Here is a 17869-nt window from a genome sequence, read left to right on the forward strand (position 1 = left end):
CCTTCGGCGTTCCCGGAGCCGCCCGGGACGGCAGGGAAACCGACGCGGCCGCCGCCCCGGCGCGCCGATATACATGCTCGCTACATGTATTTTGCCGATCCGTAACGCAGTAACGGGACTGCGAGAGCGCCCCGTTGGTGTTTACGTGGTGTTGGACGATTCCGGGATCGTCTCCCATCACGGAGGTGTGCGCCATGCAGGACGCCGCACAGCGGCTGAAGAACCTCGCCGAACAACTGCTCGGAACACCGCTGCCCGTCAGGCTTCGCGCCTGGGACGGTTCGGAGGCCGGGCCGCCCGCCGGACCCACTCTCGTCGTACGCAACCGCCGCGCCCTGCGCCGCCTGTTGTGGAAGCCGGGAGAACTCGGCCTGGCCCGCGCCTGGGTGGCCGGTGACCTGGATGTGGAGGGCGATCTGTACGAAGCCCTCGACCGGATGGCCGGACTCATCTGGGAACGCCCCGAGGAGGACAGCAGGGGCCTCGCCGAGGCCCTGAAGGAGCCTCGGGTCAGATCCGCCGTCGCCGAGCTGGTCAAGCTCGCCGGGCCCTTCCTGCCGCCCGCCCCGCCCGCCGAGGAGATGCGCAGGCGAGGCCGCCTCCATCTGCACACCAAGGGCAGCGACCGACGGGCCATCAGCCACCACTACGACGTCGGCAACGACTTCTACGAGATGGTGCTCGGCCCCTCGATGGTCTACTCGTGCGCGTACTGGGACTCGCCGGACGGCACGCTCGAGGACGCCCAGCGCGACAAGCTCGAACTCATCTCCCGCAAGCTCGGCCTCGCGCCCGGTCAGCGCCTGCTCGACGTCGGCTGCGGCTGGGGCTCCATGGCCATCCACGCGGCCCGCGAGTACGGCGTCAGCGTCGTCGGCGTCACCCTCTCGCAGGAGCAGGCCGCGTACGCCCGTAAGCGGGTGGCCGAGGAGGGGCTCACCGACCGGGTGGAGATCCGGGTCCAGGACTACCGCGACGTGCGCGACGGCCCGTTCGACGCGATCTCGTCCATCGGCATGGCCGAACACGTCGGCTCCGCGCGGTACCTCGAGTACGCCGAGGCGCTCTATGCCCTCCTCAAGCCGGGCGGCAGGCTCCTCAACCACCAGATCGGCCGGCGCCCCCAGAAGGACGAGTCGGCGTACGAGGTCGACGAGTTCATCGACGCGTACGTCTTCCCGGACGGGGAGCTCGCGCCGGTCGGCACGACCACCGGGCTCCTGGAGCAGGCCGGCTTCGAGGTCCGGGACCTGGAGGCGATCCGGGAGCACTACGCGCTCACGCTGCGCCGCTGGGTGGCCAACCTGGAGGCCGGCTGGCCCGCGGCCGTGAAGTTCACGAGCCCCGGCCGGGCCCGCATCTGGCGCCTCTACATGGCCGCGTGCGCGCTGAGCTTCGAGCGCAACAAGATCGGGGTGAACCAGATCCTCGCCGTGAAGACGCCCCTGTCGGGCGATCCGGGTATGCCCCTGCGCGCGCGTACCTGGAACTGACGGCCCGGACACACGGATGGGGCGCACCGGCACTCGGCCGGTGCGCCCCATCCGTCGTACCGCTACTCCGACTTGATGGCCGCGAGCATGTTCAGCCGGGCCGCGCGGCGCGCCGGCCACAGGGCCGCCAGGATGCCGACGAGGGCGGCCAGCGCGAGGAAGATCCCGATCCGGCCCCAGGGCAGGACCAGCTCGTACGTCGACAGGGTCAGCGCCAGGAGCCTGCCTGCCGCCCAGCCGAAGAACACGCCGAGGCCGACGCCGAGCACACCGCCGAACAGCGAGATCACCAGGGACTCCAGGCGCACCATGCGCTTGATGCCCTTGCGGTCGAGGCCGATCGCGCGCAGCATGCCGATCTCCTGCGAGCGCTCGAAGACGGACATGGCGAGGGTGTTGATGACGCCGAGGACGGCGACGACGACCGCCATGGCGAGCAGGCCGTAGAGCATGTTCAGCATCAGCGTGAACATCTTCGAGATCTCGTTGGAGATGTCCTGCTTGTCCTGGACGAGGATCGCCGGGTTGTCGCCGAGCGCCTTCTCGATGCGGTCCTTTGCCGCGGCGGACGCGCCGCCGTCGGTCTTCACCATGACCTGCATGTCGGACGGGTCCGTGACGTGCGGGGTCAGGACGGCGGAGTCCAGCATGATGCCGCGCATCATCTCGTTGCCCTCGTAGACCCCGGCGACGGTCAGCCGCTGCTTCTTGCCGTCCTCGAAGTTCGTGGTGAACGTCGAGCCGGCGCGCCAGCCGTGGTCCTTCGCGGTCTCGTCGTCCACGACGACGTCACGGCCGCCGATCCGGAAGGTGCCGCTGTCGACCTCGAGGTCGGTCAGCGAGCCGATCGTCGCGCCGTTGACGCCGGTCAGGAACTCGGTCTTCCCGTCGATGCGCGAGGGCGCGTTGCCCAGGCCACTGGTGGCGGTGACGCCGTCGACCCCGGCGAGCTTGCCGGCGACCTCGGGGGACAGGGAGTTCCTGTTCGCCATGGAGACGACGTAGTCGGCCTTGAGGGCGGACGACGCCATCTTGTCGATGGCCTGCTGGGCGCTGCCCGCGATGACGGTCAGGCCGGTGATCAGCGTGAGGCCGATCATCAGGGCGGAGGCGGTCGCGGCGGTGCGGCGCGGGTTGCGGACGGCGTTCTGGCGGGCCAGCTTCCCGGAGATCCCGAAGACGCGCAGGACCGGCCCCGCGGCCGCGATCAGCGGGCGCGAGAACAGCGGGGTGAGGACGAAGACGCCGATCACGAGGAGGGCCGCGCCGAGGCCAAGGGGGGCCTGCGCCGAGGTGCCGTCGCTCATCGTCGTCGCGTAGAGGGAGGAGGCGATGCCGGCCGCCGCGAACAGCGCGCCGATCGTGTTCCGTACGACGAGGGAGCGGGTGGTCGCCGTGGCGTGCACGCTGCTCATCGCCGCGACCGGCGGGATCTTCGCGGCGCGGCGGCCGGGCAGCCACGCGGCCAGCATCGTGATGACGACGCCGACGACGAGGGACGTGGCGATCGTGCCGGGCGAGACCACGAGCGGCCCGTCGGGGATCTGCGCGTCGGTCGCGCCCATCAGGGAGCGCATCCCGGCGCCGATGCCGATGCCCGCCGCCAGACCGGTGACGGCCGCGACCGCGCCGACGACGAACGCCTCCGCGAGGACGGAGCGCGTGACCTGCCTGCGCGAGGCGCCGACGGCCCGCATGAGCGCGAGTTCCTTGGTGCGCTGGGCGACGAGCATCGTGAACGTGTTGGCGATGATGAAGACGCCGACGAAGAGCGCGATCCCGGCGAAGACCAGCAGGCTCGACTTCATCGAGCTCATGCTGGAGGAGATCTGCTCGGCCTGGTCGTCGGCGAGCTGCTTGCCGGTCGTGGTCTCGGCCCGGTCCTTCAGCAGGGCCTTGTCGAGCGCGCTCCGCAGGGCGGCCTGGCTGGTGCCCGCGGCGGCCTTGACGTCGATCTCGTCGTACGAGCCCTGCTTGTGCAGGAGCTGCTGTGCGGTCGCCGTGTCGAACAGGGCGAGGCTGCCGCCGGCCGCGACGTTGCCGTCCTCGGTGGTGAAGATGCCGGTGACGGTGGGCGTCAGGACGGGCCCGTCGATGGACATCCGTACGGTGTCGCCGACCTTGTAGCCGGCGCGCTTCGCGGTCTGCGAGTCGAGCGCCACCTCGCCCTTGCCGCTGGGCGCCCTGCCGCTCTTGAGGGGGTAGCGCGGGTCTGTGTTCTTGGGGGAGCCCCAGTAGTTGGCGCCCTGGGTGGAGAAGCCGTTGCCGACGAGCTTGCCGTCCTTGTCGGCGACGGCCGCGAAGCCGCCGACGACGCCGATGGCGGACGCGGCGCCCGGCGTCTTCGCGGCCCGGTCGAGGGTCGCCTGCGTGAGCTTCGGGTCCTTGGCGAGCTTGTCGCCCTTCGACTCGGCGCTCTTGGGCGTGACGGCGACGTCGACCTGGTCGAAGCCCTTGGCGGAGCTCTTCTGGAAGGCGTCGGAGATGGTGTTGGTGAAGACCAGGGTGCCGGAGACGAAGGCGACGCCGAGCATGACGGCGAGCACGGTCATCAGGAGCCTGGCCTTGTGCGCGAACACATTGCGCAAGGCGGTACGGAACATGGGTTTCTCAGTCCAGGGGTACGGCGACGAAGCGTCGAGGCGGCGGGGCGGTGGCTGTGCGGGCGGGCGTCAGCTGGTGCGGCCCTTGGCGTCGAAGCCGGGGGTCTGGGGCGACCCCCCAGAAGAACGCGGCATCCGGTCCAGGACCGAGTCGGCCGTCGGGGCGTACACCTCGTCGACGACGCGGCCGTCGGCGAGGAAGATCACGCGGTCCGCGTAGGCGGCGGCGACCGGGTCGTGGGTGACCATGACGACGGTCTGGCCCAGCTCCCGCACGGAGTTGCGCAGGAAGCCGAGGACCTCGGCGCCGGAGCGCGAGTCGAGGTTTCCGGTCGGCTCGTCACCGAAGATGATCTCGGGCCGGGAGGCCAGCGCACGGGCCACGGCCACGCGCTGCTGCTGACCGCCGGAGAGCTCCGAGGGCCGGTGGCCGAGCCGGTCGGACAGGCCCACCATCGCGATCACGTTCTCCAGCCACTGCTTGTCCGCCTTGCGGCCCGCGATGTCCATGGGGAGCGTGATGTTCTCCAGGGCCGTCAGGGTGGGCAGCAGGTTGAACGCCTGGAAGATGAAGCCGATCTTGTCCCGGCGGAGCTTGGTGAGCTGCTTGTCCTTGAGGGACCCCAGCTCGGTGTCGCCGATGCGCACGGAGCCCGACGAGAAGTTGTCGAGGCCGGCGACGCAGTGCATCAGGGTCGACTTGCCGGACCCGGAGGGGCCCATGATCGCGGTGAACTCGGCCTGGCGGAAGTCGACGGAGACCCGGTCGAGGGCGACCACCTGGGTCTCGCCCTGTCCGTAGACCTTGGACAGATCCGTGGCGCGCGCGGCCACTGCGGTGGCCTTGTGGGCGATGGGGGTGGTGGTCACGGAAGGGTGCTCCTGTCGGACGACGGGTGGGGACGGGGTCCCGTTGGAGGGACCTCTCCATCGTCGTGGCCGTCTCGGCGCGTGAAGTCAGCCGCTGTTCCGGTTCCTGGGGGCGACTTCGGGGGGACCGGGGCCGCCCGGGTCATACCTGGGGATGACCCGGGACCCTGAGAGCGAAGATCACCGCGGGAGGTGAAATCCCGTCAATCCACGGTGACGGGGGTGAGGGCGCCGAGGGGTGTGGAAGGGCCTGCGGCATGTGCGGATGGCGGCTACCGTGGTCTGATGCACCCTCAGACCTCAATAAAATAAGACAACATCGAGGGGACGTTCCGCTGTTCGGGGGATCTGTCCCGATAGGCTCGGAACCTCGTTGCGGAGCCCACGGCCTGCCCGGATGGTGGAATGCAGACACGGCGAGCTTAAACCTCGCTGCCCCTTCGCGGGCGTACCGGTTCAAGTCCGGTTCCGGGCACCTCCCACTTTCCCTGCCGCTCCCGACCGAGCCGTTTCCCTTCGCCGCGTGCCGATCGCATCCGATCGCCGCGGCGTCTTTTTGTGCCCCCCGGAAGCCCTCGCATTCTCCGTTTTCTCCGCCCGGACCGTTGACAGCGTGTCGAGCCGGGCGGAGACTCCGCTGAGCACATTATGAACGAAAGTTCACCACGCGAACAAGGCTGAACGAAAAAGAAGGTACCCATGCGCACCACCGTCGGCATCATCGGAGCGGGCCCCGCCGGACTGCTCCTCGCCCGGCTCCTGCACAACGCCGGAATCGACTCCGTCGTCCTGGAGGGCCGCGACCGCGCGTACGTCGAACAGCGCCAGCGCGCCGGGATCCTGGAGCAGGGCACCGTCGACGTACTGCGCGCGGCGGGCGCGGCGGAGCGCATGGACCGCGAGGGCCTCCCGCACGACGGCATCGAGCTGCGCTTCGACCGGCGCCGCCACCGCGTCGACTTCCCCGCCCTGACCGGCGGCAGGTCCGTGATGGTCTACGCCCAGACCGAGGTGTGCAAGGACCTCATCGCCCTCCAGCTCGCCGAGGGAGGCCCGCTGCTCTTCGAGGCGGAGGCGCTGGCCGTCGAGGACGCCGAGAGCGAGCACCCGCGGATCCGCTATCGCCACGAGGGCCGCGAGGACGTCCTCGACTGCGACTACGTCGTCGCCTGCGACGGCTCGTGGGGCGTGGGCCGCAAGGCCGTACCCGCCGACGTCTCCCAGGTCTTCGAGCGCACGTACCCCTTCGGCTGGCTCGGCATCCTCGCCGATGTCGCCCCGTCCCACGACGAGTTGGTCTACGCCCGCCACGACCGCGGCTTCGCCCTCCTGTCCATGCGCTCCCCGTCCGTCACGCGCGCGTACCTCCAGGTCCCCGAGGCGACGAACGCCCACGACTGGAGCGACGAGGAGATCTGGGACGAACTCGACCGCCGCCTGGAGACCGACGACGGCTGGAAGCTGGAGCGCGGCACCATCACCTCCAAGTCCGTCACGCCGATGAGGAGTTACGTCCACGAGCCGATGCGCCACGGACGGCTCTTCCTCGCCGGGGACGCCGCCCACATCGTCCCGCCGACCGGCGCCAAGGGCCTCAACCTCGCCGTCGGCGACGTCGTCACCTTCGCCCGCGCCCTGGCCCACCGCCAGAAGACCGGCTCCACCGAGCGCCTCGACGCCTACTCGCAGACCTGCCTGCGCCGTGTCTGGCAGGCCGAGCGGTTCTCGTACGCGATGACGACGATGCTGCACCGCGCCCCCGGCTCGACGCCCTTCGACGACCGCATCCAGCGCGCCCACCTCGACCGGATCACGGCCTCGCCCGCCGCCGGGACCGACCTCGCCGAGGGCTACACGGGCTTCCCCCTCGACTGAGCCCGCACCACCGCACCACCGCACCGCCCACGAACCGCCGTACACCCGTCCCCCGCGTACGCACGACGAAGTGAGTGCTCATGTCCCCCGACACCTCCCACGGCACCGCCATACCCTCCCCGCCCCGCACCTTCAGGGCCGTCGCCCCCGTCATCGCCCTGTGCTGGCTCGTCGTCTTCTTCGACGGCATGGACGTCAACATCTACGGCGCCGTCATGCCGCACCTCCTCGACGACAAGGGCTTCGGCTTCACCGCGTCCACCGCCGGCACGATCGGCTCCTGGACCACGTTCGGCATGCTGATCGGCGCGCTCGGCTGCGGCACGCTGACCGACTGGCTCGGCCGCAAGCCGATGGTCACCGGCTCCGTCGTCCTCTTCTCCGCAGGCTCCGCCGTGTGCGCGCTCGCCCCGAGCGCCGCCGTGTTCGGCGGGGGCCGCTTCCTCGCCGGGCTCGGCCTCGGCGGCCTGATGCCGATCGGGCTCGCGATCGTCGCCGAGTTCGCCCCGCCCCGCAGGGCCGCCCTCGCCACCGGCCTGATGATGACCTCGTACCACGCGGGCGGCATGGCCGCGACGGGCCTCGGCCTCGCGCTCGGCCCCGACCACGGCTGGCGCGTCGTCTTCTGGGCCGGCGTCATCCCGGCCGTCGTCGCCGTCCCCCTCGTCCTGAAGTGGCTGCCCGAGTCCCCGGCCGTCCTGTTCGCCAAGGGGCGCACCGCCGACGCGAACGCCGTCGCCGCCCGCTACGGGCTGCCCGAGCCGACCCGCGCCGAGGCCCCCGCCGCCGGCGCCAAGGGCCGCTTCGCCGCCGTCGCGTCGCTCTTCGCACCCGGCACCCGCGCCGCGACCCCGCTCCTGTGGGTCGCCTCCTTCGCCGGCCTGCTCCTCGTCTACGGCGTCTCCACCTGGCTCCCCGAGCTGATGCGCGCCTCCGGCTACTCGCTCTCCTCGTCGGTCACCTTCCTCATGGTGATCAACGCGGGCGGCATCGTCGGCATGCTCGTCGCGGGCCGCGCGGCCGACCGGTTCGGCGCGGCCAGGGTGTCCGCGCTCTGGTTCGTCCTGACCGCCTGCGGCGCCTTCCTGCTCCGCGCCCACCTGCCGCTCGGCGTCGCGTACGCCCTGGTCTTCGTCACCGGCGTCTGGCTGTTCTCCGCCCAGGTCATGGTCTACGCGGCTGCCCCTTCCGTGTACACGCCCGGCCAGCGCGCCACCGGCCTCGGCTGGATCACCGGCGTGGGCCGCACCGGAGCCGTCGTCGGACCCTGGCTGGGCGGCGCGGTCGTCGCCGGAGGCAACGCGAGCCTCGGCTTCACCACCTTCGCCGTGGCCGCGGTCCTCGGCGCCGTCGCCATCTCCCTGGTGCCGCTCGTTCGGAGGAACACCGGGCATGCCCCGGACGTTGCGGGTAACAGGATGGGAAAGATCCTCCCTGAGCACTAGGCTGGGATCTTTGCCTGCCTATTACCCTTGAGCGCAAGGCCGCGCAGGGTGGCCATGGAGGAGTGAGATGAGGAGCAGTAACCCGGTCTTCTCGCGACGGGGGTTCAGCCGCGACAACGGCTATGCGGGCTTCAACGCGCAGCCGCAGGCCGGGGGACCCGCAGTCGGCACCCAGCAGAACCCCTACGCCGGCAACAACCCGTACGCCCAGAACCCCTACGCCCAGCAGGACCTGCAGTACGGCGCTCCGCCGCAGGCCCCAGCCGCCACCGGTCGCATGACGATGGACGACGTCGTCATGCGCACCGCCACCACACTCGGCGTCCTCGTCGTGACGGCCGCGCTCGCCTGGGCGCTGCTGCCGGTCGACGACGCGCACATCAACAAGTCGTACGGCATCGCGATCGGCGCAGGCCTCATCGCGATGGTGCTCGGCTTCGTCCAGGCGTTCAAGCGCAAGGCGTCCCCGGCGCTGATCCTCACGTACGCGGGCCTCGAGGGTGTCTTCCTCGGCGTCCTGTCGAGCATCGTCGACAACCGCATCGCGAGCGGCGCGGCCATGCAGGCCGTGCTCGGCACGATGGCGGTCTTCGTGGCCGTCCTCGTCGCGTACAAGGCGGGCTGGATCCGCGTCAACCGCCGGTTCTACGGCTTCGTGATGGCCGCGGCCATGGGCTTCATCCTGCTCATGGCGGTGAACCTGCTGTTCTCCGTCTTCGGCGGCGGTGACGGCCTCGGCTTCCGCAGCGGCGGCCTCGGCATCCTCTTCGGCGTCATCGGCGTGCTGCTCGGCGCATGCTTCCTCGCTCTCGACTTCAAGCAGGTCGAGGACGGCATCGCGTACGGCGCCCCGCGCGAGGAGGCCTGGCTCGCGGCCTTCGGCCTCACGATGACGCTGGTCTGGATCTACCTCGAGTTCCTGCGCCTCATCGCGATCCTGCAGGGCAACGACTGATCAGCCGGCAGTAAGTAGTACCCAGCCGGCACCAGTACCTGGCCGGCAGTAGTACCCAGAAGGGCCCGCGCACCGACGGTGTGCGGGCCCTTTCATGGGTGCGGCTGTCGTGGGGACGGTCGGGTCGGGGGTGGAATGCTCAGCCCAGGCGGCGGGCGGCCCGCCGCAGGTCGTACTCGTGGATGATCGCCTTGGCATGGCCGTACGCGAGGTCGTGCTCCCCGCGCAGCCAGCTGACCTTGTCTTCGAAGCGGAGGAAGCAGGGGCCTTCCTCGACGGTGCGCAGCCAGTCGGAGATCTCACGACCGGTGCAGTGGGGGATGCGAGCCAGCAGATTCTGGTGGGTCTCCTGCGAGAACACTTGGGACATCGGCGCCTCCGGACGCGTTGCGATGTAGCCGGTCCTTCAGGCCACCGTGCCTGAGCGTTCGGTTGTTGGCAACAGTCGAGGGAAGGCGCATAGGGTCGCGGCATGCTCGATACGACGCCGTTGACGGACGCAGTGGACCGATTCGCCGACCGGCTGCGCGCCGCGCCGCAGAGCAGGCTCCAGCGGGGGGCCGCCGCGGAGGCGCTCGCCCTCGCCAGGGAACTGTCCGCATGGGCGCAGCGCCTGGAGGACCCCGAGGGACCCGTACGGGAGATGCCGGACGCCGGGATGTTCGCCGGGTCCGACCAGATCACCGTCGCCGCACGCGACCTGGCCGTCGTCCTGGAGGACACGGCCCAGCTGACCCAGGCGCTCACGCTCGTCGAGGAGGCACAAAAACGCGCCGGGGTGTGAGCCGGCCCGGCGCGTTCTTCGATGTGTGGAGCGGGAGGCAGAGCGGGGGCGCTCAGACGGAGGCGATGACCCGGTCGGCCAGGATGTAGACGTTGTCGCGGCCGCAGGCGAACGTGAGCGCGTACGCGCCCGAGACACCCGAGCCGCCCAGCAGCACGGGGGACTCGCCCTCGCGCAGCGCCGCGGCCAGCTGCTCCGCGGTCTCGCGGTGCCCGGGCGTCATGCAGAGCGTCGTGCCGTCCACGAAGACGTACACGTCGAGCGTGCCGAGCGGCCCCGGGCGCACATCGGCGAGCGCGGTGCGGGCGTCGGCCAGCTCCTCCAGACAGGCCACCGTCCGCTCGTGGTCGCTGCTCCCGCCCGAGACGGGCGACTGCACCGGCACGAAGTCGGGGTGCGAGGGGTGACGGCGACGGGCGGCCGCGAGCTCCGCGGATTCCCCCGCGAACTCGTCCGCGCCCGCGTCGGCCGGCTCCACCACGGGCTCCAGGCCCGCCGCGAGACCCGGCTCCAGGCCCGCGAAATCGGCCTGGCGCGGCATGAACAGATCGTCACCGAGTCCCAGCGCGCCACCGAGCATGGACGGTGCGTCGGAGGCGTCCCGTGCCTCCTGCGCGGCCCAGAAGGCCCGCGCTTCGGCGAGCTCGCGCTCCCGCTCCTCGGCGAGGGCGTCGGCGACGGCCGCGCGTATCTCCTCGGTGTCGGGCGTGGTGCGCGCGGCGGGCACGCCACGACCGGCGCCGATGGCGCGGTCATGGGCGAGCTCGTCCCGCAGTTCGGTGATCTGCCTGCGCAGTCCGTGGACGGTGTGCAGGGCAGCGGCGCCCACGGCCGTGGCGGCGGCCGTGGCGATGAGCAGAGCAAGAGGCATGGCGCTCACTGACGTACTCCCGGTTTCAAGTCGACCCCCGACTTCCTACATCAGCTTGAAGCCTGGACCATCCCGCTGTCAGTGCATTACGTCACGAATTGGACAGTTCTTTTGGGCGGGTGTTTAGGGGGGTTATGCCCTGAGGGCCCCGCTGACCTGCAAAAACCGTCTCCCCCAGGAGATACGTCACATCCTGGGGGAGATTGGATCACGATTCAGCAGAGGCGCAACCCGACCGGTGGGTCAGCTGAGGCGCTCGATGACCATCGCCATGCCCTGGCCGCCGCCGACGCACATGGTCTCCAGGCCGAACTGCTTGTCGTGGAACTGGAGGCTGTTGATCAGGGTGCCGGTGATGCGGGCGCCCGTCATGCCGAAGGGGTGGCCCACGGCGATCGCGCCACCGTTGATGTTCAGCTTGTCCTCGTCGATGCCGAGGTCACGCGCGGAGGGGATGACCTGCGCGGCGAACGCCTCGTTGATCTCGACCAGGTCGATGTCGCCGATGCCGAGCCCGGCGCGCTTCAGGGCCTGCTTCGACGCCTCGACCGGGCCGAGGCCCATGATCTCGGGGGACAGGCCCGAGACGCCGGTGGAGACGATGCGGGCGAGCGGCGTCAGGCCGAGCTCGCGGGCCTTCGTGTCGGACATGATCACAAGGGCCGCGGCGCCGTCGTTGAGCGGGCAGCAGTTCGCCGCCGTGACCATGCCGTCGGGGCGGAACACCGGCTTCAGGCCCGAGACGCCCTCCAGGGTGACACCCGCGCGCGGACCGTCGTCCTGCGAGACGACCGTGCCGTCGGGGGTGGTGACCGGGGTGATCTCCCGCTCCCAGAAGCCGTTCTTGATGGCCTGCTCGGCCAGGTTCTGCGAACGCACACCGAACGCGTCCATGTCCGCGCGCGTGACGCCCTTGACCCGGGCCAGGTTCTCGGCGGTCTGGCCCATCGCGATGTACGCGTCGGGAACGAGGCCGTCCTCGCGCGGGTCGTGCCAGCTCGCGCCCTCGGACTCGGCGACGGCGGCCGTACGGGCCTCGGCCTCGGCGAACAGCGGGTTGTGCGTGTCCGGCAGCGAGTCCGAGTTGCCCTTCACGAAGCGCGACACCATCTCGACACCGGCCGAGATGAAGACGTCACCCTCACCGGCCTTGATCGCGTGCAGCGCCATGCGGCTGGTCTGCAGCGACGACGAGCAGTAGCGGGTGACCGTACATCCGGGCAGGTGGTCCATGCCCATCTGCACGGCCACGATGCGGCCCAGGTTGTTGCCCTGCTCGCCGCCGGGCAGACCGCAGCCGAGCATCAGGTCGTCGATGTCCCGGGGGTCGAGCTCGGGGACCTTGGCCAGCGCGGCCTGGATGATCGTGGCGGTCAGATCGTCCGGGCGCAGGTCCTTGAGGGACCCCTTGAAGGCGCGGCCGATGGGGGAGCGGGCGGTCGAGACGATCACGGCTTCGGGCATCACGGCTCCAAGAGGGTCTACGCGTACGAGCTATTCGCCTACCAGCTGGGAAGTTACCTGTACGTACTGTCTGGGTCACCGGTGTGCGCGTGTGACTCCCACCGCATTTTTCTAAGCGCTTGCTCAGGGCTCCCCCGGGGTAGGGGGAGCCTGGCTCGGGGGAGCCAGGCCCTAGATGTTCAGTGGTGTCGGGTCCTGCGTCGTCAGGCGCCGGCGCCTACGCCGCTTGAGCAGAGCCCACGGCCCCCTCGGACCCGTCGGCATCGCTGCCGTCACCTCCGTGCCGCCCTCTTCCGCCGCCTGGGCCGCCGCCCTGGCCACCGGCAGGAAGCCCTCGCGCCGCGACACGTCCGGACGCTCTTCCTCCGGCCACAGCCCCAGCGACGCGCACAGCGTCGGCAGCACCGCCATCGCCGCCGTCGCGTACCCCTCCGCCGACGGGTGGAAGTTGTCGGGACCGAACAGCTCCCGCGGGTTCGCCTGGAACTCCGGGCCGAGCAGGTCGCCCAGCGACACCGTGCGCCCGCCCTGCTCCACCGTGCCGATCGTCTGCGCCGCCGCCAGCTGCCGCGAGGCCCGCCGGGCCAGATACCGCAGCGGCTGGTTCACCGGCTCGATCGTGCCCAGATCCGGGCACGTCCCCACGACCACCTCCGCCCCCGCCGTACGCAGCCTGCGCACCGCCGCCGACAGATGGCGCACCGAGCGGGTGGCCGGCATCCGGTGCGTCACGTCGTTCGCGCCGATCATCACGACGCACACGTCGGGCACCCAGTCCGGATCCGAGAGGATCACCGCGACCTGACGGTCCAGATCGTCGGACCTGGCGCCCGGCAGCGCCACGTTGCGCAGCTCCACCGGCCGCTCGGCCACCGCCGCGAGCCCCGAGGCGAGCAGCGCGCCCGGGGTCTGCCGGGCCCGGTGCACGCCCTGCCCCGCCGCCGTCGAGTCACCCAGCATCGCGAACCGCAGCGGCTCCGTCTCCGCCACCTCCGTGGCCGTACGCTCGGCGAACCCCCTCCCGTAAAGACCGTTCGCGGACGGGACCTGCACGCCGCCCCTGTTGTGGTTGCCCACCTGCCGCTTCGCCAGCTGGACCTCCGCGATCACCAGACCGACCGCGGCCGCGCCGACCAGACCGATACCGCCGCCGCCGTACGCCGCGCCCGCGGCGATCCGCCGTGCCACCCTCGCCCTCGACATACGTCGCAGCCACCTGCCTCTGCGTAGTCCTTTTCAGCCGTACATCCAGTCATTGCCCCGTAAGTACGGTCGGCCAATCGCAACAGGCGGTGAAGGGGCGGCACTCGGCTTACGCTGACCGCACATCACATCGCGGATCCCTCACAGATCCATCGCAGCCCGGAGACAACGGTGCAATTCCACGACTCGATGATCAGCCTCGTCGGCAACACCCCGCTCGTGAGGCTCAACAACGTGACCGAAGGCATTCAGGCAACCGTCCTGGCCAAGGTCGAGTACTTCAACCCCGGCGGTTCGGTGAAGGACCGCATCGCCGTGCGCATGATCGAGGCGGCGGAGGAGAGCGGCGCGCTCAAGCCCGGCGGCACGATCGTGGAGCCGACCAGCGGCAACACGGGCGTCGGCCTGGCCATCGTGGCCCAGCAGAAGGGGTACAAGTGCATCTTCGTGTGCCCCGACAAGGTCTCCACAGACAAGATCAACGTGCTGCGGGCGTACGGCGCGGAGGTCGTCGTCTGCCCGACGGCCGTGGACCCGGAGCACCCGGACTCGTACTACAACGTCTCCGACCGGCTCGTGCGTGAGACGCCCGGCGCCTGGAAGCCGGACCAGTACAGCAACCCCAACAACCCCCTCTCGCACTATCACTCCACCGGCCCCGAGCTGTGGGAGCAGACGGAGGGCAGGATCACGCACTTCGTGGCGGGCGTCGGCACGGGCGGCACGATCTCCGGCACCGGCCGCTATCTGAAGGACGCGAGCGAGGGCCGCGTACAGGTCATCGGCGCCGACCCGGAGGGCTCGGTGTACTCCGGCGGCTCCGGCCGCCCGTACCTCGTGGAGGGCGTGGGCGAGGACTTCTGGCCGACGGCGTACGACCGCACGGTCGCGGACGAGATCGTCGCGGTCTCCGACAAGGACTCCTTCCAGATGACCCGCCGCCTGGCCAAGGAGGAGGGCCTCCTCGTGGGCGGCTCCTGCGGCATGGCGGTAGTGGCGGCCCTGCGCGTTGCGGAACGCCTCGGCCCGGAGGACGTGGTGGTGGTCCTCCTCCCGGACAGCGGCCGCGGCTACCTCAGCAAGATCTTCAATGATGAGTGGATGGCCGACTACGGCTTCCTCGCCGACACGGGCACGAGCGCGCGCGTGGGCGACGTGCTCCAGCACAAGGAGGGCGGCGCGCTGCCGTCACTCGTCCACATGCACCCGGAGGAGACCGTCGGCGAGGCGATCGAGGTGCTGCGCGAGTACGGCGTCTCGCAGATGCCCATCGTGAAGCCGGGCGCCGGCCACCCGGACGTGATGGCGGCCGAGGTCATCGGGTCCGTCGTCGAACGGGAGCTGCTCGACGCCCTGTTCACACAGCGCGCCTCGCTCGGCGACCCGCTGGAGAAGCACATGTCGGCCCCGCTGCCGCAGGTCGGCTCGGGCGAGCCGGTGGAGGACCTGATGTCCGTGCTCGGCTCCGCGGACGCCGCGATCGTCCTGGTGGAGGGCAAGCCCAAGGGTGTGGTCAGCCGTCAGGACCTGCTGTCCTTCCTCGCGAACAGCGGCGGGAAGTAGCGGGAGGCAACGGGAGCGGGTTCGTGCAATCGGTACGAGCGCGACACGTGCGCGCAGCACCCGCTTAACACGGGTCCGGCACATTGGTGGGTGTCGGCAGGGGTGGGAGCGGCTCCCCGCCCAGGCCGGCACTGTAGCGGCGTCAAGGACCTCCGGAGCGGCTCCCGGACCTCCATGGACGCCTGCGGACGCGGTGACCCGGTCCTGACCCGGTGCCGTGTCCTTCGCGGGGACCGCCGTCGTCCCGCCCCCCGTTCACGGGGGTGCGGCGGTCCCCGCGCATCACTCCTGTGACCCCTCTTCTATTCGACGAACAGGCCCCGTTCCGCGGCGCGCACGTCGAATTCCTCCAGGCGGGCCTGCGCCTCGGGCAGGTTGTCGCACATCGCTTCCAGGAGTACGCGGCCCAGCAGCATCGGTGAGCACGCCGTGTCGAAGGCGAGGCCCTCGCCGACCGCGGCGGGCAGGAGCAGGTCCGAGTGCTTGGCGACGGGGGCGAAGGCCGAGTCGGCGACGGTGATCACGGTGAGACCGGCCGACTTGGCGTAGGCGAGCGCGTCGACGACTTCCTTGGGGTGGCGGGGGAGCGCGAAGCAGAGGAGCGCGGTGGCTCCGGCGCGGACCGCGGCGTCGACGCGGTCGGCGAGCATCGTGCCGCTCTCGTCGAGGAGCCGTACGTCGGGGTGGACCTTCGCCGCGAAGTACGAGAACCCGTACGCCTGGGAGGCGGCGGCGCGCAGGCCGAGGACGAGGAGCGGGCGGGAGGCGGCGAGGAGACGGCCCGCGCGTTCGATCGGGGCGGGGTCGGCGAGGAGCTGGGCGAGGTGGCGCAGGTTCTCGATCTCGGCCTCGACGGCCTGCTGGTACTCGTTGGCCGAGGCGGGGGAGGCGGGTTCGGCGGGGGCGACCTCGCGCAGGTGTTTGCGCAGGGCGGGGTAGCCGTCGAAGCCGAGTGCCACGGCGAAGCGGGTGACGGAGGGCTGGCTGACTCCCGCGAGTTCGGCGAGTTCCACGGAGGAGAGGAACGGGACGTCGGCGGCGCGGCGCACCATGCAGTGGGCGATGCGTCGCTGAGTGGGTGTCAGGCGGTGGACCTCGAAGAGCTGTTGCAGTCGTGCGGCAGGGCTGTCGTTCATTCCGTCCCCCCAGGGCGGTCTGATCCGGCTGTCGCGGTGGCGGCCGGTCCGTCTGTTCCGTCGGCGATGCGGGTGAAGCTGTCCAGGAGTCCCGCCGCGGCCCGGGTGACATCTTCCGTCAGGGGGCGGTCGGTGGCGTCCTGGTCGAGGACCGTATCCGCGAGCGCGAAGGCGCGGCCGACCGGGAGTTCGGGGTCGGGACGCATGTCGCGCTGGCGCAACGCCCGTACGGCGGCGACGAGTTCGCAGCCCACGACGAGACGGTAGGCGTCGCAGACGCGCAGGGTCTGGCGGGCGGCGAGCGACGCGAAGCTGGCCTGTTCCTCGACGCCGCGGGAGAGGACCGCGTGGCCGAGTGACGCGGGGGCGGCGAAGGCGCGCAGGTCGCCGAGGGCCGCTCCGGCCGCGTATTCGAGGATCATCACGCCCGAGGAGGCGGGTTCGCCGTCGGCGAGGAAGGGGCGCAGGCGGGTGTAGGCCGGTTCGTTCAGGGTGGACAGGCGCGAGGTGGAGAGCCGGGCGACCTGGGTGATGGCGAGCCTGAAGTGGTCGAGTGCCAGGGCGAGTTGGGCCATGTAGAAGCCACCGTGGTGGTAGGCGGACATGTCCTGGGGGGAGATGAGGGGGTTCTCGGCGGCGGCGTTGATCTCGACGGTGAGTACGTCTTCGAGGGCGTCGGCGGCGTCCTGGGCGGGGCCGTGGATCTGGGGGACGCAGCGGAAGCCGTACGGGTCCTGGATGCGGCCCAGCGGCGGGGTCGGGCGTTCGGGGGCGCCGAGGATCGCGCGCATGCGGGCGGCGACGGCGTACGAGCCGCGGTGGTGGCGGGCCTCGTGGACGGGCAGGGCGTACGCCTCGTAGGAGCCGTCGACGGCCAGCAGGGAGAGCGCGGCGACGAGCTGGGTGGCGGAGATCAGGTCGCGCAGTTCGTGGAGTGCGAGGGCTGACTGGCCGAGGGTGAGGGCGTTGCTGCTGATGAGGGCGAGGGCGTCGTTGTTGTCGAGGGGCTGGGCCTCGGGGGCGCCGTCGCCGCGCCAGGGGTGCTCGCCGGCGAGGGCGAGGCCCATCTGGGCGAGGGCGGCGATGTCACCGGTGCCGACGGAGCCGAATTCGTTGACGACGGGGTAGGCACCGGTCTCCAGGGCTTCACACAGCGCCGTGACGACGGTGGGGCGCAGCCCCGCGCCGCCGGCGAGGAGCTGGTTGGCGCGGACGGCTAGCATGGCGCGGACCTGCCGTGCGGGCAGCTCGTCGCCGATGGCGCCGGCGTGGCTGCGGAGCAGGCGCAGGCCGTGGTCGGCGGCGGCCTCGGTGGGCACGTCCTCGTTCCGGTTGGCGCCGACGCCGGTGGATCGGCCGTAGACGCGGCCCCAGGCGGCGATCTCGCGGGCGGCGTTCCAGGACTCCTCGACGCGCTTCATGGCGTCGGTGCCGGGCACGGGCCTGGCGGCGGAGTCGGCCAGGCGTACGACGTCGGGCACGGGGAGACCGTGTCCGTCGAGCACGACGATGGGCGTGGGGCCCGGGGTGGCCGTCAGTCGGGGCTTACCCGCGCTGTCCGCGATGTGAGACGACATGATGCGCCAAACCCTCCTCAAACGGACGTC

14 protein-coding genes and 1 tRNA gene are annotated in these 17869 nt (G+C 71.0%); 7 read left to right on the forward strand and 8 right to left on the reverse strand.

Annotated features, from left to right (window positions below):
- Nucleotides 1-194: 194 nt before the first annotated feature.
- Nucleotides 195-1493 (forward strand): class I SAM-dependent methyltransferase, encoded by a 1299-nt coding sequence (locus ACWIGU_RS19095; protein WP_454402281.1) that lies wholly within the window; start codon nucleotides 195-197, stop codon nucleotides 1491-1493.
- A 62-nt stretch (nucleotides 1494-1555) separates the two neighbouring features.
- On the opposite strand, the gene ACWIGU_RS19100 is transcribed toward ACWIGU_RS19095, so the two are convergent.
- Complete coding sequence (locus ACWIGU_RS19100; RefSeq protein WP_454402283.1) at nucleotides 1556-4096, reverse strand: ABC transporter permease; 2541 nt, start codon at nucleotides 4094-4096, stop codon at nucleotides 1556-1558.
- A gap of 69 nt (nucleotides 4097-4165) precedes the next feature.
- Nucleotides 4166-4966 (reverse strand): ABC transporter ATP-binding protein, encoded by an 801-nt coding sequence (locus ACWIGU_RS19105; RefSeq protein ID WP_356275880.1) that lies wholly within the window; start codon nucleotides 4964-4966, stop codon nucleotides 4166-4168.
- 391 nt (nucleotides 4967-5357) lie between these two features.
- On the opposite strand from ACWIGU_RS19105, the gene ACWIGU_RS19110 reads away from it, so the two are divergent.
- The 4 genes from ACWIGU_RS19110 (at nucleotide 5358) to ACWIGU_RS19125 (ending at nucleotide 9241) form a co-directional block, all read left to right on the forward strand.
- Nucleotides 5358-5441, forward strand: a tRNA-Leu gene (locus ACWIGU_RS19110).
- A 224-nt stretch (nucleotides 5442-5665) separates the two neighbouring features.
- Complete coding sequence (locus tag ACWIGU_RS19115; protein WP_454402286.1) at nucleotides 5666-6841, forward strand: 4-hydroxybenzoate 3-monooxygenase; 1176 nt, start codon at nucleotides 5666-5668, stop codon at nucleotides 6839-6841.
- Nucleotides 6842-6921: 80 nt separating this feature from the next.
- On the forward strand, nucleotides 6922-8286 hold the full coding sequence (locus ACWIGU_RS19120; RefSeq protein WP_454402288.1) for an MFS transporter: 1365 nt from the start codon (nucleotides 6922-6924) through the stop codon (nucleotides 8284-8286).
- A 67-nt stretch (nucleotides 8287-8353) separates the two neighbouring features.
- Complete coding sequence (locus ACWIGU_RS19125; protein ID WP_454402290.1) at nucleotides 8354-9241, forward strand: Bax inhibitor-1/YccA family protein; 888 nt, start codon at nucleotides 8354-8356, stop codon at nucleotides 9239-9241.
- Nucleotides 9242-9380: 139 nt separating this feature from the next.
- Here ACWIGU_RS19125 and ACWIGU_RS19130 read toward each other — a convergent pair whose 3' ends face one another.
- Nucleotides 9381-9611 (reverse strand): DUF4287 domain-containing protein, encoded by a 231-nt coding sequence (locus ACWIGU_RS19130; protein ID WP_199842040.1) that lies wholly within the window; start codon nucleotides 9609-9611, stop codon nucleotides 9381-9383.
- 102 nt (nucleotides 9612-9713) lie between these two features.
- Between ACWIGU_RS19130 and ACWIGU_RS19135 the strand changes: the two genes are divergently transcribed.
- Complete coding sequence (locus ACWIGU_RS19135) at nucleotides 9714-10025, forward strand: hypothetical protein (RefSeq protein ID WP_356275894.1); 312 nt, start codon at nucleotides 9714-9716, stop codon at nucleotides 10023-10025.
- Nucleotides 10026-10077: 52 nt separating this feature from the next.
- On the opposite strand, the gene ACWIGU_RS19140 is transcribed toward ACWIGU_RS19135, so the two are convergent.
- The 3 genes from ACWIGU_RS19140 to ACWIGU_RS19150 all read right to left on the reverse strand — a co-directional run bounded on the left by ACWIGU_RS19140 (nucleotide 10078) and on the right by ACWIGU_RS19150 (nucleotide 13563).
- The gene (locus ACWIGU_RS19140; RefSeq protein WP_454402292.1) at nucleotides 10078-10896 is read right to left on the reverse strand and encodes a hypothetical protein; all 819 of its coding nucleotides are present in this window, start codon (nucleotides 10894-10896) and stop codon (nucleotides 10078-10080) included.
- 243 nt (nucleotides 10897-11139) lie between these two features.
- Nucleotides 11140-12360 (reverse strand): acetyl-CoA C-acetyltransferase, encoded by a 1221-nt coding sequence (locus tag ACWIGU_RS19145; protein ID WP_454402294.1) that lies wholly within the window; start codon nucleotides 12358-12360, stop codon nucleotides 11140-11142.
- A 171-nt stretch (nucleotides 12361-12531) separates the two neighbouring features.
- The gene (locus tag ACWIGU_RS19150; RefSeq protein ID WP_454402296.1) at nucleotides 12532-13563 is read right to left on the reverse strand and encodes an SGNH/GDSL hydrolase family protein; all 1032 of its coding nucleotides are present in this window, start codon (nucleotides 13561-13563) and stop codon (nucleotides 12532-12534) included.
- A gap of 171 nt (nucleotides 13564-13734) precedes the next feature.
- On the opposite strand from ACWIGU_RS19150, the gene ACWIGU_RS19155 reads away from it, so the two are divergent.
- Entirely contained in the window at nucleotides 13735-15126 is a 1392-nt protein-coding gene (locus ACWIGU_RS19155; RefSeq protein ID WP_454402298.1) for a cystathionine beta-synthase, read from the forward strand.
- Nucleotides 15127-15428: 302 nt separating this feature from the next.
- Here ACWIGU_RS19155 and ACWIGU_RS19160 read toward each other — a convergent pair whose 3' ends face one another.
- Both ACWIGU_RS19160 and ACWIGU_RS19165 read right to left on the reverse strand, forming a co-directional pair.
- A complete protein-coding gene (locus ACWIGU_RS19160) occupies nucleotides 15429-16262 on the reverse strand; it encodes a MurR/RpiR family transcriptional regulator (protein ID WP_454402300.1) in 834 nt (277 codons plus the stop codon).
- The gene (locus tag ACWIGU_RS19165; RefSeq protein WP_454402302.1) at nucleotides 16259-17839 is read right to left on the reverse strand and encodes an aromatic amino acid ammonia-lyase; all 1581 of its coding nucleotides are present in this window, start codon (nucleotides 17837-17839) and stop codon (nucleotides 16259-16261) included. Before ACWIGU_RS19165 ends, ACWIGU_RS19160 begins: the two co-directional genes overlap by 4 nt.
- Nucleotides 17840-17869: the final 30 nt, after the last annotated feature.

This window comes from Streptomyces sp. NPDC055400 (genome assembly GCF_053644375.1).

Bases quoted from the DNA above. Each gene is read 5' to 3' on its own strand.
- ACWIGU_RS19095 (WP_454402281.1), top strand. From the start codon at position 195: ATGCAGGACGCCGCACAGCGGCTGAAGAACCTCGCCGAACAACTGCTC.
- ACWIGU_RS19100 (WP_454402283.1), bottom strand. From the start codon at position 4,096: ATGTTCCGTACCGCCTTGCGCAATGTGTTCGCGCACAAGGCCAGGCTC.
- ACWIGU_RS19115 (WP_454402286.1), top strand. From the start codon at position 5,666: ATGCGCACCACCGTCGGCATCATCGGAGCGGGCCCCGCCGGACTGCTC.
- ACWIGU_RS19120 (WP_454402288.1), top strand. From the start codon at position 6,922: ATGTCCCCCGACACCTCCCACGGCACCGCCATACCCTCCCCGCCCCGC.
- ACWIGU_RS19125 (WP_454402290.1), top strand. From the start codon at position 8,354: ATGAGGAGCAGTAACCCGGTCTTCTCGCGACGGGGGTTCAGCCGCGAC.
- ACWIGU_RS19130 (WP_199842040.1), bottom strand. From the start codon at position 9,611: ATGTCCCAAGTGTTCTCGCAGGAGACCCACCAGAATCTGCTGGCTCGC.
- ACWIGU_RS19135 (WP_356275894.1), top strand. From the start codon at position 9,714: ATGCTCGATACGACGCCGTTGACGGACGCAGTGGACCGATTCGCCGAC.
- ACWIGU_RS19140 (WP_454402292.1), bottom strand. From the start codon at position 10,896: ATGCCTCTTGCTCTGCTCATCGCCACGGCCGCCGCCACGGCCGTGGGC.
- ACWIGU_RS19145 (WP_454402294.1), bottom strand. From the start codon at position 12,360: ATGCCCGAAGCCGTGATCGTCTCGACCGCCCGCTCCCCCATCGGCCGC.
- ACWIGU_RS19150 (WP_454402296.1), bottom strand. From the start codon at position 13,563: ATGTCGAGGGCGAGGGTGGCACGGCGGATCGCCGCGGGCGCGGCGTAC.
- ACWIGU_RS19160 (WP_454402300.1), bottom strand. From the start codon at position 16,262: ATGAACGACAGCCCTGCCGCACGACTGCAACAGCTCTTCGAGGTCCAC.
- ACWIGU_RS19165 (WP_454402302.1), bottom strand. From the start codon at position 17,839: ATGTCGTCTCACATCGCGGACAGCGCGGGTAAGCCCCGACTGACGGCC.